General features: G+C 47.5%; 11 protein-coding genes and 1 pseudogene. 6 read left to right on the forward strand and 6 right to left on the reverse strand.

Translation table 11 applies throughout. The annotated features are described in order from the left end of the window. The first annotated feature begins 121 nt into the window (after window positions 1-121). A complete protein-coding gene (locus IGS60_RS24180; protein WP_230506424.1) occupies window positions 122-2,203 on the forward strand; it encodes an AAA family ATPase in 2,082 nt (693 codons plus the stop codon). Next, window positions 2,196-2,654, forward strand: coding sequence for a DNA phosphorothioation-associated protein 4 (locus IGS60_RS24185; protein WP_230506425.1), 459 nt, complete (start codon window positions 2,196-2,198; stop codon window positions 2,652-2,654). Before IGS60_RS24180 ends, IGS60_RS24185 begins: the two co-directional genes overlap by 8 nt. Window positions 2,655-2,777: 123 nt before the next feature. Here IGS60_RS24185 and IGS60_RS24190 read toward each other — a convergent pair. After that, window positions 2,778-3,930 (reverse strand): annotated as a pseudogene (locus tag IGS60_RS24190) (IS3 family transposase). A gap of 214 nt (window positions 3,931-4,144) precedes the next feature. Here IGS60_RS24190 and IGS60_RS24195 point away from each other — a divergent pair. Continuing rightward, window positions 4,145-4,963: an HNH endonuclease gene (locus IGS60_RS24195; RefSeq protein ID WP_230506426.1), complete on the forward strand. Its 819-nt coding sequence runs from the start codon at window positions 4,145-4,147 to the stop codon at window positions 4,961-4,963. Further along, a complete protein-coding gene (locus IGS60_RS24200; protein WP_230506427.1) occupies window positions 4,963-6,078 on the forward strand; it encodes a DGQHR domain-containing protein in 1,116 nt (371 codons plus the stop codon). Before IGS60_RS24195 ends, IGS60_RS24200 begins: the two co-directional genes overlap by 1 nt. 44 nt (window positions 6,079-6,122) lie before the next feature. On the opposite strand, the gene dndE is transcribed toward IGS60_RS24200, so the two are convergent. From dndE to dndB, 4 genes are read right to left on the reverse strand one after another with little or no spacing between them, the layout of a single operon-like run. Then, complete coding sequence (gene dndE / locus IGS60_RS24205) at window positions 6,123-6,509, reverse strand: DNA sulfur modification protein DndE (protein WP_230506428.1); 387 nt, start codon at window positions 6,507-6,509, stop codon at window positions 6,123-6,125. Then, window positions 6,506-8,497 (reverse strand): DNA sulfur modification protein DndD, encoded by a 1,992-nt coding sequence (dndD, locus tag IGS60_RS24210; RefSeq protein WP_230506429.1) that lies wholly within the window; start codon window positions 8,495-8,497, stop codon window positions 6,506-6,508. Before dndD ends, dndE begins: the two co-directional genes overlap by 4 nt. 4 nt (window positions 8,498-8,501) lie before the next feature. Continuing rightward, on the reverse strand, window positions 8,502-9,965 hold the full coding sequence (dndC, locus tag IGS60_RS24215; protein ID WP_230506430.1) for a DNA phosphorothioation system sulfurtransferase DndC: 1,464 nt from the start codon (window positions 9,963-9,965) through the stop codon (window positions 8,502-8,504). A gap of 20 nt (window positions 9,966-9,985) precedes the next feature. Further along, a complete protein-coding gene (dndB, locus tag IGS60_RS24220) occupies window positions 9,986-11,086 on the reverse strand; it encodes a DNA sulfur modification protein DndB (RefSeq protein ID WP_230506431.1) in 1,101 nt (366 codons plus the stop codon). A gap of 354 nt (window positions 11,087-11,440) precedes the next feature. Here dndB and IGS60_RS24225 point away from each other — a divergent pair, with 354 nt between their 5' ends. Further along, window positions 11,441-12,502, forward strand: a complete 1,062-nt coding sequence (locus IGS60_RS24225) for a GGDEF domain-containing protein (RefSeq protein WP_070224770.1) — start codon at window positions 11,441-11,443, stop codon at window positions 12,500-12,502. Here the strand turns inward: IGS60_RS24225 and IGS60_RS24230 are convergent. Next, window positions 12,481-12,849: a hypothetical protein gene (locus IGS60_RS24230; protein ID WP_230506432.1), complete on the reverse strand. Its 369-nt coding sequence runs from the start codon at window positions 12,847-12,849 to the stop codon at window positions 12,481-12,483. The two genes, IGS60_RS24225 and IGS60_RS24230, sit on opposite strands and share 22 nt — an antisense overlap. 123 nt (window positions 12,850-12,972) lie before the next feature. Between IGS60_RS24230 and IGS60_RS24235 the strand changes: the two genes are divergently transcribed. Then, a complete protein-coding gene (locus IGS60_RS24235; RefSeq protein ID WP_139143180.1) occupies window positions 12,973-13,989 on the forward strand; it encodes a hypothetical protein in 1,017 nt (338 codons plus the stop codon). Window positions 13,990-14,131: the final 142 nt, after the last annotated feature.

A 14,131-nucleotide genomic window follows, 5' to 3' on the forward strand; every position in this document is an offset into this window, starting at 1 on the left:
CGCGAGCCGAGTGAAGTCAGGATCATCATCCAACGCGTTCTCAAGCTAGAGGCAGAGCGGCTGTTTCAAGAACGTCCCCATATCAACGACGACATTCTGCGGATAATTAAGGAGGCAGTGAATGATTCTCCTTGAGCTTCAACTCCACAATTTTCGGCAGTTCTACGGTTCGTCACCAGCGATCAAATTTGCTACCGGCTCGAACAATATCAACGTGCTCTTCGGCTCCAATGGCGCGGGTAAAACGGCGATCCTTAACTCGTTTACTTGGGCAATGTATGACTCGGTAAGCAAAGGCTTCCTATTCGAAGATCAGATCATTAATAAGCGGGCCGTGCGTGAAGCGGCTCCTGGATCAACTTTGGAAGCTTCGGTCCAGATAAAGTTTGAGCACCTCGGCCGGATCCATCTTCTGAAGAAGAGCGTTCAAGCCATCAAAGGAATGGACGCCGAGTTAGTAGCGAAGGGCGAGTCCCAAACAACCTTGATGTGGGCGGACACGGATGGAAAGTGGAAGTCCGAGACTAGCACAGCTGACGTAATTGGACGAATTTTACCTAGAGATCTTCACACATACTTCTTCTTCGACGGAGAACGGATTGAGAGAATTGTCCAGCCTTCAGGTGACGATCAAGCGGATATTGCAAACGCTACCAAGAAACTTTTGGGACTAGAAGTTATCGAGCGAGCTGTGCGGCATCTTGGCGCAGCCAAGAAGACTTTGGAAAAGGAACTTGAGCAAGTCGGCGACGCAGCAACAAAGGAGATATTGCATCGCAAAGCATACATCGAAACCAAGCTTGCCAAGACCAACGAGCGGTCAGGTCAAGCCGAGCGCAACTTAGCAGGACAGCGCGAACGCGCGCATGAACTCAAAGTGCGCTTGTCAAAACTTGATGAAGTTAAGGCCGATCAACAGCGCCGCGACCAGTTGGAACTGGACCGTGATCGCGCCACGGAGCGATTCACGAATGCGAAGCAACAACAGAAAGAACTTCTCAGCTCGCAGGGTTACAAGGCCTTTCTTGATGGAGCAAGTCAATCGTTTCTGGAGTTAATTGAAAGTCTTCGCGAAAAAGGCGAGCTCCCGGCTGGCATCAAGCGCCAATTTGTTGATGACTTGCTTGAGAAGGATATCTGTATTTGCGAACGGCCGCTGGATGTAGCCTCCGCTCACACTGCCCGCTGTGCTGTTGAAAATTGGAAGGCAAAGGCCGGTCTCGCTCAAGTGGAAGAAAAAGCAATTCGCATGGGTGGAGAGGTCCGTCGAATCAGTATTGACCAAGACGCGTTCTGGGAACAAAGCGATGCCTTGCAGAGGCGAGTCAGTACAGACCGCGAAGAACTGAGCCGTGTCCAGACCGAACTCGAGGATATTCACTTGCGCTTGAAACACAGTCCTCAAGAAGGTGTTAAAGAGCTTGAGGCGCAATTAGTTCTCGCAGGAGAGGCAATCGGGCAAGCGAATCAAGACATCGGCAGCGCAGAGTATGAGCGCAAAGGACTCGAACAGGACTTAGAAAAGTGTCTTTCGGATCTTCGAAAGTGTGAGCAGAGCGAAGCGAAACAGCGGTTGGCGAAAAGGCGTCTGGAAGCCACTCTTGACGCGATCACGCGTCTCTGCGAGTCACGGGTTCTCTACGAGGCAAGATTTCGACGCACACTTACCGAGAAGGTCAGAAGCCTCTTCGCCAAGATCTCTTACACGCCGTATGTACCGGAAATCACCGAGACGTATTCATTGCGCCTACTCGAGTCTGCGGGTGGTAGTGCATTGCCGGTTGCCGCATCACAAGGCGAAAACCAGATACTCAGTCTTGCCTTCATTGGCGCCGTGATCGATGTTGCGCGTGATTTCACCAAGAGCAAGGAAAAGTTGCCCGGTCCGGAGGTGAGCACTTACCCGATTGTCATGGACTCGCCGTTCGGAAGCCTCGGATCTGCCTATCGAACTCAAGTCGCCGAGAAGATCACTGCGCTTGCTGACCAGGTTGTAATGATGGTCACACCCACCCAATGGGCGGGCGAAGTGGCAACTGCGCTTTCTGGGCGTGTCGGTAGACGCTATCTGCTCGAATACTGCACGACAAAGGATGACGTCCCGTCTGAAAGCATAGAAATCGATGGCCACGCACATAGCCTGGTCGTAAAGAGTCCCAACGAATTTGAATACACCATCATTCGAGAGGTAGAACATGATTGAGCGGAGAATTAGATTCGCAAAGGATAAGCAGGATCTGATAAAACGATTTCTTTCTTCAGACGACGGCACGGGCCCCTTCCGTTTACAAGCGGACGTCCTAGCATTCGCAGCATCGCTCGGGGCTGCGCGCGGCCGGCGTGAATCGCTGCCAGAGGCGATAGGCGAACCGATTCGCCAAGAAGTCTTTGACCGCCAGGGATATGACACTTTGGTCAACTTGCTAGCAGTGCAGGCCGAAATGTCAGCTGCGGTTTTAGAGGATTCAGATGAAATGATTGCGAGAAGAGCCGTCATTTTCGAGGAGTTCGCGAACGGCGGCCTCAGCATCCTTGCAGAGGAAACGCGAGGACAGGTCGACTTCAGCCAAGCAATTCTATTGATGGTGGGCGATACCCGAAAGCAAGATGAATTAGATACGCCAACATTCGATCTGTCTAAGCTCCGCATCTGAACGTATTAAACTCGAGCTGACACCGATGCGCTCATGTCTAAACGAACACGATTAGCTCATTTTAGCAAAACAGGCGCGATTTGAAGAAGCTAACGCAACATCGAGGGGAGCATTTTGTAGTGGTCAACCCATCACGGACACTACGTTAAGTTTTTCTTCGGCGACGGCCGGTGCCAGTCCCTGGTTGAACTGATGTGGCCGTATCCAGTTATACCGATGCATCAGGTAGTGGCTGATGTCCCGTTGTGCTTCTTGTGCCGTCACGTAACCGGTTGACGGCACCCATTCCGTTTTGACGCTACGGAATAGCCGTTCCATCGGGGAGTTATCCCAACAATTTCCCCGCCGGCTCATGCTCTGTCGTATCCGATAGCGCCACAAGCGCTGACGGAATTTTCGACTGGCGTACTGGCTACCTTGATCCGAATGAAACAGCAGCGCCATCGGTCGACCTCGCTGCTCGTAAGCCATTTCCAGCGCTTGCACAACAAGGTCGGCGTCGGGTCGTAGCGAGAATGCCCAGCCCACCGCTCGGCGGGCGAACAAATCCAACACCACTGCCAAGTAATACCATCGGCCTTGCGCCCAGACATAGGTGATGTCCCCGCACCAGACCTGATTTGGCGCCTCTACTGTGAATTCACGATTGAGGTGGTTCGGAATATCGACCCGCTCCACCGTGGCCTGCTTATAGGCATGGCTGCCAGGCTGCTTGCAGATCAGCCCCAACTCTTCCATCAAACGACTGACTTTGAAGCGGCCAATTGCTGTGCCTTCCTCGCGCATTATGCCCATGATGCTGCGGCTTCCCGCCGAACTACGACTCTCGACGAACAGCTCGTGCACACGGCTACGCAATGCCATGCGCTCAACATCAATGTGGCGGGCGCGCTCCCGATATGCATACAGGCATGACCGCGCTACGTCGAACACCGCGCAGATCAACTCGATTGATTCGTCACCACAAATCTGATCGATTACCTCGTACGTTCTATCCCTTCCGACATCAAGAGCGCGGTAGCCTTTTTTAAAATGGACTTCTCCCGCTCGAGACGCTCAATGCGTGCTTCGAGTTCCTGTATTCGCTGTTGATCAGGCGTCATTGCCTTGCTCTGTGGCGTGATGCCCTGCCGCTACAACTGAAGCTGCCGCACCCAGCGGCGCAGCACTGATTCGCCGATGCCCACCGACCGGCTTGGCTGTATCCTTGATCCAGCACCAGGCATGCCGCCTGCTGTTTGAACTCAGGGGAAAACGTACGTCTTTGCTTGCTCATCAAACACCTCTCTGTGGCGAGCATTCTCGCCTAAATCAGTGTCCGGGTACATTAAACCACTACAATACTATACTATCTCATACACGACTTGTACGTAACTTGGATAGGCCACAACTAGACTAGGCAGATTCAGTTACTAGAGCACCCGAGAGAAAGCATTAATTAAACTAGCGTTGCGTTAAGTATTTAGAAACACCAACCATTAGAAAATTAAATGAAATATCTAGATTTTTCAGCAAGTACATCAGGAGAAAAACTTTTCCAGTACCTAATAAGCGAGATTATAGATAAAAAGGGAATGGAGCAACTTTCCGGCTTACCAATGTTACGATTTGGTATGCGATCAGATGAAATGGGTGAATATCTTTTTGGAATATTCACAATGAACTTACTGGCAAGAATATCAAAGAAGACAGCAAGAATTATTAAAGAGATTGATAATGAATCATTATTTCATGGTGAAATAATTAGATATTTTCAAGAAAGTCTAGGCATCCCAAGGGAACCTCAAAGTAATGCACTGGATAAATTGGCTTCTTTAGCATATTTAGCTCACCAAGATTCCGGCCAAAAAATAAACAACACCACAAAAAAGGAAGTCAATGGTGGAAATGTAACATGTAAATGTTATATATGTGATGCGACAGTATTTATAAAAACAGGGAACGATGACGTTAAAATTCAATATGAACATTTATGGCCAAGTAGTTATGGTGGAAATTCCATAAAAGGAAATTTATTGCCATCATGCAAATGGTGCAATAATGCAAAAGACGATATGCTTTTATGGCAAAATTCACACTTACATTCTTTTGTTTTAAAGCCTAATCCATCTAACGATGAATGGACAAGAATTCAACGTAGAGAACGGGTAGCAAAACATAGAAAATTTATTTTTGATATGGCTTGCCATAAAAAAATTACTCTTGTCGAGGCAGCAATTGAGGTCGGTCCTGCTGACATAAAAAATATGCGCGCGGATGATGAAGATGATTCGATAGATTTTTTTAACTTCTCCTTTATAAAGGTTTAATGATGGAATATCCATGTTTAGTATTTAATCAAAAAGATAATCAACAAGCACCCAAATTCTGTATATTTGAGGCTCCTGTCAGTAACGTTTTAAGCTGGGCAACTATTCCTAGGTTATCACCAGATAAAAAGGGAGGAATTCAGCGTGCAAAAAATGATATAAAAGTTAGAGGTATTAAGAAATTTCTCGAATCAGACCCTAGAAATACAATACCTACAGCAATCGTAATAACCGTCGCAAGCAACTCATATAACATAAATTCTACCGAGACTACCACTAAAATAGATATTATTCAAGGTACAGAAGATGGCATATTCGTAGTTGATGGACAGCATAGACTTTACGGATTACATGAATTTGATCCGCATTCCAGAGTTCCTATTGTAGCCATATTAGAGGCTAGCGAAGAAGAGCGAGCTTTTCAATTTATAGTAATTAATAATAAAGTTTCAAAAGTTGCGCCGGATCACATAAGAGCTTTAACCTTAAACTTCACCAATCCGGATAAGGAACAAGGATTAGAAAAAAGACTAAATTTAGCACGACTTTCCTTAAATAAAAATCTAACCTACGTAGGCATGGCTAACACTTCTGAAGATAGCCCGTTTAAAGGAATAGTTGGCCTACCAGATACTCAAGAAGATTCTAGAATAATTATTCCAGCATCAATTGAAACATCTGTCGCATATATTCAATCAAAAAATATTATTGATGCCGGTAATAGCGACGCATCTTATGACTTGTTTATTGCCATATGGAATACCATAAAAACAGAGTGGGGAAACACGTTTAGTCAAGGAAAAAGTAACAAACTTTTAAGCAAAATTGGCATATTTTGCATGACAAAATATATAGTAGACACTATAGATATATTATCTAGCATTGTTGATATTAGTATTGATCTAACAAATTTAGAAGATGTAACAAATGCAGTAAAAAAAATATTGCAATTACAAAAAGAAGAATTTTGGTCTATCGAATGGAATATCAGTATTGCAGATACAAAATTGGTTCGAGAACAAGTTATTGAATCAATGAGGAAAATAAATCAAAACATGAAAAATAAACATCCTTGGGAGACAGGCGTACCAGTTTTACCTAGAACGGATAATTGATAATTTACATTGGCATTATTGAAATGCCAATTTTATAAAAATAACTATTTTTTTATTACTTCAAGTATATTTTTCGCAAGAGCAATAGCTAAATCACTCTCTACTCTACTAGCAAGATAGGCAAGCCCCCTATGGACGTGTTGCGATAATGCAAGTCGAACATTATCTACATCAATAGATTTTGACTCAGATAATAATCGAATTAATATTATGTTGTAATAAAGAATTTCATTGCCACTTGTAAAAGTTTTCCACTCAATTTCAAGGCCACCATTGAAATCAAATATTTCTACCGGTGGAGTAGCTGGATTGGCTAAAGACAAGCATAATGCATGGCGACAAATTATATTATAGTGCTCTATTCCTGTTTTTCGTTTAATATTAGATAATTGGTTTTTTGCCACTCCACTAAGGCGCAAGCGATCAATCATGATATTGCTTCATTGATAATTTTATTATTAACGAATTTAACAATGCTACTTCCATCCTCATCATTAAAATTCAACTCGTACTCTCTGTTCATATGTTTTTTTAATGCATTATAAGCATTTCCTTCAACTTCTTCATCTGTAGACAAAATTAATACTTGATGCGATACTTTTGCAAAAAATGTATTAATTAAAGCCTCCCGATGATTTCTGTCTAATCGAGCTAATGGAGTATCGACAACTACAGGGAAACGACCTTTTCGCTCACGAATTAATGCACTTAAAACTGAAATAGCAAGAAGTTGACGTTCGCCAGCAGATAACCGTTCCATTGGCAATATATGGCCTGAGCTATCCTCAATTGATACTGCGTATGAAGTAGGCTCAACTAAAACCTTGGAAATTAAATTCTTTTTACGCAATAGTTGTTGAAATTCAATCGTAATCATTTCAGCAAGCCAATTAGCTTTTGAAGCTAAAAGACGTTCACGAAAAATCAATAATGTCTTCTTTGCTCTTTCTGCTGCATCTAATGATTTTATTTCTAAAGAATCTTTTTTAAACTCTAAACGCAAACGCTGAAGTACGGAATTTAAACGGTTTTCTAAATGTATTTTGTTTTTTTGTGCATCAGCCAATAATGAACCAACTTCTTGAAGTGTAGACTTATTATTTGAAACTATTTTTGTCCTATTTTTCAGCTCTTCAAATACATCTGCTAACTGTTGTTCTGCAGGAACCCTTCCAATCAACTCTTTTGCTTTTTCGAAATTAAGTTTTTCCTTCTCTGCTATCATCAAACTTTGGCTTAATCGATCTATTGCATTACTTAATCCAATATCAATTACGTCAGGATTTTCACCTGACATAAGAACTTGACAACTACTTTCTGATTCTTGAAATTGAAGCCGATCATTCTTAAATAAATCGGATAGAAGTGAATTATTATTTTTAGATATTTCAGAAAATAACTTCAGGATACGTTCATCTCGCTTAGAAAAAGCATCAAGTAGCAGTCCAGAATTTTTTGATTTTTCATCAATTTTCCATTGCTCCTTGTAGCGTGACCAAAGTGGCCCTAGCCAAGATAATGGCAATATTGGATTCTCTAGCGCACCGATAATTTCACTACGAGCTTCTACATTTCTCAGTTCAGCTGCTTTCAGTGTGGCTTGTAAGTGTGCAGCTTGTTGATATGCGCTTAAACCTTTACGCTTTGCTTCTATAGTAAAATCATCTAGTTTTCTCTGTGCATTATCCAAATTTACCTGAGCACCCGCATGCTGCTGAATTAATATTGCAATATTCTCTGTAACAGCAGAAATTTCAGCCGAATAAGTATCCACTTGAGTACGCATCTCTGTAAACTCATTGGACTTATCTTTTTTGAAACTACCAGCACGTCTTTCGATTGCTCTCAAATCATTGGCTAGCGCATCTATCCCTCCTAGCCCAAGAAATACTTCAGTCGCTCTTTTCAATAGTGCCGGTAAGCGCTCTGGATTAGCCAACGACTCAATCTTTTCACCATCGAACAAAAATAAATTCACTAATTCAACAGGCAGTATTCCATTGATGAATTCGTCCCAATCTTCAGTAAAATCAAGATCTAAAATATCATCAGAAAAAACACTAAATTCTTCAGATAGATTTTTACCGCGCTTAAACCACTCTCGGCGGATCGTTACTATTTTTTCACTAGAACCAATTTCAATACTTAACGTTAACTCAACCACAGAATTTCCAGTTGCATCATGGCGCTGCAATCCATTGACAAGTTGATCATACTCAGATCGCCTCGCCTGATTGATTGCTCTATATCCATACATCACAATCTGTAATGCTGTAAGTAAGGTCGTCTTTCCACTACCATTAAGTGCTTTGACCAAAATTACAGGACGACCATTTTTGATGCTAAGATCAAAAACTTGCTTTTCACGGAAGGGACCAAGGTTTTCTATAGAAACCTGGTTAATAGTCAGTTTAGCCATATCGTTATTCGTCTGTTACAGGTTCATCAGACGCGTTGTCACTTCCAATATCATCACCGTTTGATTCTTTTGTAGCAATGGCAAATTCCAATGCCTCTTGTTCTGTACGGAACGCATTAGAAGTCAATACAGTTTCGAGCCGATCTAAGTGTTTAGCGCGTTTTTGCGAATGCATCGATTGAAATTGCACTGCTAACAAAGAGCGTGTAAGACGATATAATCTGTCAGCAGCTTCGGGGTCAAGTTCCGCGCTCAACTCTTTTAGCATTTGTAAATCGGATGATTCCAATGGAACCGGTTCGAGTTTTTTCCCTGGGTAGGGTTGACCGAAAACTCGATCATAAATTTCAGGAACTAAATCTTCAATCTCGCCCTTATCTTCTACCCACAGACGACGAATTTCATCGATTTCTTCAATTGAGATCAACTCTACTCGATCATGTCCAGGTACTTTAGCCGCACGAATAGCCTTCTGTGTAAGCAATAACTCTTCCAATAGCTTTGCACGTTGCTCCTGCAAATATGGGCCATGGATTAGCTCATCCTTTGTATTCATTATTTTGACTTGACCATTCATACGCTGAAAATCACGTACATCTCGATCTTTGATCGATAAATTTCTGTTGCGGAAGTCAAGAATAGGTTGCATCCATGTTTTCTGATCATCGTTCTGAATCATGGCCTGCATGGACTTATCTTGCGTCACCATCGTGCAGACATAACAGCCAAAGCGGCTGTCGCCGCAGCTTGGAGTAGAGGTATCGACAACAATTGGACATTCTGAATCGGCAGTAGCGCCCCGGTAGATATCGAACAACTCTTGATTGTTGACTCCCCAAGGATTTTCTTCCGTAACGATGTACTCCCATACATCATCGCTAGTCCAAGTCTCAACAGGCAGATAGACCCAAACGCGGGACAGTTTGGGATCCTTGTTACGACTGAGTCTTCCGCGAGTGCTGCCGCTGTACTCATTCATCACTTTGTCACGTGCCTGGCTCTCGCCGCGACGTTGGCCGAGCACAAGGATCGCTTCCTTATGGAGCTCTGACAGGTCTTGAATGAATTTAGTAGACGCACTAATCTTGAGGCGATCTGTACACCATCGGAAACGATTACGTGGCGCAGGGTATCCCTTACCGATCAGATTAACCCAAAATCTATGCTCCAAGGCAGGCGTTAAGCGGTGGGCTTGAATAGGCAGCCCTTGACTAATCGCACTGCTACGGATGCAATCTAAAGAATGTGCCACCCATGCTGCAATGATAGGGTTTTCGACCAAGGTATCCGTACTGATTACGTGAATAGCCTTTGTACGCTTTTCTGCTGGAAGAGCCGCGACAGCATTCCATACTAACTGCAGGGAGGCAGTCGAATCCTTGCCTCCGCTGTAACCAATGATCCATGGGATGGTATCCGAGACGTAAATCTCTTGAATTTCTTTGATAATTTCTGTGACGGGCGTCATGTACGGCCCCTTGTAAGTTGTTACGTTGATTCGTGTGCTGCAAGAAAGGCATTCTCTACATCCTGTTCTTCAGGAGTAAGAGGCAGGTCTAACACACGTTTAATTTCATTGCAGGTGAGCGTGACATTCTGGCTCGATTTGGACATACGACCGCCTATCATTGCCCTACCTTCCCACGTTGCCGCGTTCCGTCTGGACCAGTCGATCTCACGTAGCCCTTGCAGGGCGTTCGATAAGTCTGGTTGCTCGGACTGATAGATATATTTACCTACACGGCCTAAGGCTTGCAATACAACAGCATGAGTATGAATGAAATCTATACGCACTTCGCCGGCGGTCATTTTTGACTGGCGAACATAATTCCACTCAGGAATTTGAGCGCCTACCGCTTCCCAAAATTCCTGACATTTTTTTGATGCCGCAGTAAAATCTTCCAGCTCTTTTTCCGGCAACATTTCCAGAATAGCAAAGTGCATCGCACTTAAGGTAAATAGCTTCCTTGATCGCTCCGACAACGATGAGCGTTCAGTTTCGATCAAATTTTTGAAGACATTGGACGTCAAGCTCAAGTGCTTCGCTACATTTGCAGCTGCGCTACGATGGTCATATAACACGCCGAGTGAAGATGAAGGTTTGATTGCATGTCGATTCAAATCCGCAAACATCTGCTGGCAACGCTCAAGCCCACGATCAAGAAAGAACACTACTGCTATCGTTTCGTCGCCTAGTTCCGGCGCAGAATGCAGTGCCTGTTCAATGGCTGCACGACGATGCTGTCCATCGTTTACGATGAACTTTGCATGCATATCCACTTTTAATGTCCCCATACGAAAACTGGCAACGCTATCGTTACCTATGGGTTCGAACGAAACTGCTCCGTCAATCGACGCAGTGATCGCTGAGAACGTATAGTTACCTGGATTGGCTACGATGTAACGAGAAATATCTGGTACACGAGCCTTGTTCAGCGATCGTTGAGCGCGTAACTCAGGTACAAGTTCTTCATTATCAAAAACAAAAATCTTGGCAAGCAGACGCAACGGACACATCGAGACGTAGTATTCTCGGCCCGCCTGCACCCCTCTAATTGCAGGAAAAACATAAGAAAAATTGTCAGCCATGATCGCGCAATCATATCATGTTTGTGTTTTTTAAGACAAACGTTGATCTGAAATATCAGTGCGCAGTTAGCGCTCCTAGACAAGCTGTAAGCTTGCACCCGTAGACTTAGAGAAGCTCTCTTCGGATCGATAGTGGCGCACAAACAACGCGTTGCTACAAATTATCTACTTCCGTATTTCACAAGTCTCAAAACCGTCCAGTTTACTTGATGAGCCACCACGGTCACATCCATTTCTATTAAGAAACGAGTACACTAGTTCCTGAGCGCAACTAGTTTTGTACGCGCGTCATGCCGCCTGCTGTTGCCGGGAGGCGGCCCTTGCCGCAAGGCACGTTGTCTCTGGACAAATGCAATGTTCACTTCGCGCAGCCTGTCGCCTGCCTTCTATTACCTGTTCTTTTCAGGAGAACGGGAGCAGCAGCAGCGCTTTTTCAAGGAACTGCATTTCATTTCGATAGCCATCCTGACGTTTGGCCTGGCTTGCTGGCTGGTCACGTTCAGCCTGACCTTGTCGCGCGCGTCGCTCGATCATGCGCAGGCGGCGCTGGGCGTGACGGGCATGCTGGCCGGGCTGCTGCTGACTGTGTATGCGAAGTCCTTGCAGGCCATCATCACCAGCGGCACCATCAGCGTGCTGTTCATCGCTTTCGGCTTTCGCGTGCTGATGCTGGGCACGGAAGACCCCGCTTTCTGGGTATTGCCGCTGGGCGTGATGATCACCCTGACGACGGCGCCCATCTTCAGCGGTATCGCGTATTACCTGGGCGTGTCGCTGTGCGTGTGGGCCATTCTGGGGCTGGGGCAGTTTCCCGTGCATGCGGGCCAGGCCGACCAGCATTGGCCCGTGCTGGCCGTCACCATCAGCGTGATCATCGGTCTGGCGCTGAACATCTATTTTCTCGTCTTGCGCATCCATAACTACCGCGCCCAGCGCGAGCTGGCGACGATGGCCTACAAGGATGGCTTGACCGGACTCAATAACCGGCGCATGTTCACGCAAAGCGCGCGCGCCTTGCAGCGCACGGCGCGCACGCCCGCGTATTTCCTGATGATCGACATCGACGACTTCAAGCAGATCAATGACGTGCATGGCCATGACGTGGGCGACGAAGTGCTGAAAAGGATCGCCGAGGTGATCGCGGGGCTGTCGGGCGAGCACCTGTGCGGCCGCCTGGGCGGCGAGGAATTTGCCGTCATCTACGTGGGTGAAAAGAACGCGGCCTGCGCCTTTGCCGCGCAGCTGGTCGATGCGGTCGAGGCGGCTTTCGTGCCGGAACGCAAGGTGTCCGTCAGCATCGGCATGGCGGAACTGATCAAGGAAGCGGACTTGTCGCACAGCTACCGGCGCGCCGATGAATCCTTGTACCAGGCCAAGAAAAACGGCAAGAACCGCTACGTGTTCAACGCCGCCTGAATACCGCCGTCCGGCGTCGCGTCGAGCAGCGCCAGCAAGGCTTGCGGCGCAATCTTCCATGGATCGCGCTGCTCGGGATCCACCTCGCACCAGCTGTCCTGCGCGCCGATCTTGAGGATGGTCAAGGGAATGTTCTTGCTCTCAAAGAAGGCCAGCATGCGGCGGAGCAGTTGGCTGACCCTGGCATGGTCTTCCAAGTATAAAGAACACGTATAGAAGCAGCCCTTCTCTCCCATGCGTAATTTCCTGGCCGCCCCGACACGCGATTGGAGCACGTACTTGTGCAAGAACTCGGTCACGACCTCATCGTCAACGGGAATACTGCAGGAAATGGTGATCTTGGCCATGGCAAGCGGGGCAGTGATTCAATAGACTAGCTTAGCAGAAAGCTTTTCATTCCTGAAATGCTAAGATCGCGGCGCGCGCATGCCGGCAAGCCGACCGGCCTGGCGTCTCGACAAGGATAGCCATTGAACACCCCAGGAAAATTCACTCTGCGCATGCTGTCACTGTGCGCCGCCCTGTGCCTGCCGCTTGTCAGCATGGCTCAAGCCGTTTCCGCCGAAGACGCCGCCTTCGTGGCCGCCACCGTGCCTGTCTCCGTGCCATCGCCGCCGCTCAGCCTGAACGAGCATCCACAAATTCGCGCCGGCGTCTTCAAGCTGCTCGGTTATGCGCGCGGCAACTACACGCAGGGCGATACCCTGATCGCGCTCCAGGTACTCGACAGCATGCGTTCGCTGCAAGACATCCAGCGCACCATGCTGCCCGACGGGCGTTCCGTGCTGGCGTCCATCAACCCCGACACACACGGCGCGCAGCGTGCCGCCATGCTGTTCGATCCGCAACGCAAGCTGTTGGCCCTGGGCCTCGTCAACGGTCATTGCCAGGCCGCCATCGGCGATGCCGTGCCCGCCTGCCTGCCGTCCACCCACGCCGTGCTGACGGTGTTTGTACCGCCGGGCGCGGAGGACGAGATGGCCGCGCCGCTGCTCGTGTGGGCGCGGCAACTGCCGCCCATGCTGGCGCAGGCTGCGCCGGAACAGCGGCAAAGTATTGCTGCGGTGGAATACATCACCACTCTTCCCGGCCAGCCCGGCTGGGAGCCGCGCGACGTGCCGCCCGGCTTTCCCCCCAGCTTGCTGCACCTGTTGCTGCCGGACGCGGAATTGAATAGCAGCGCCAGCGGCGGCAAGCTCATTGCACCGGCGGGCCTGGGCGGTTTGCCCATGCGCACGCCTGCGGAAGCGGCCGAGGCCGGTGACGAGCCCATGCCCGATGCCAGCATCACCCTGCGCAGCTATGCCGATTTCCACTGGGTGCTCAACACCTATGCCAAGCTGGCCAAAGGCGCGCAAGTGCAGGGCCATGACGACAAGGTCGTGTTCACGGGCAGCGATACGAGCGGCCGCTACACGATCACCCTGCGCGAACCGGGCAAGAAAGACAGCGTGCTCATCACCGTGGCCATCTGGCGGAAAAATTAAGGAAGGCGAACAGGGAAAGCATTGCCATTACGCACAAGAGCATGGCATTTTGGCATTTTGCGGTATGATTTCCGGCCGTGCGGCGCGGCCTCATCCCTGCGTTGCCCACCCTGCCCTTCAAGCCAGCCACGCTTGCGTCGCA

It is taken from the genome of Janthinobacterium sp. FW305-128 (genome assembly GCF_020858135.1).
GTDB lineage: Bacteria > Pseudomonadota > Gammaproteobacteria > Burkholderiales > Burkholderiaceae_D > Janthinobacterium.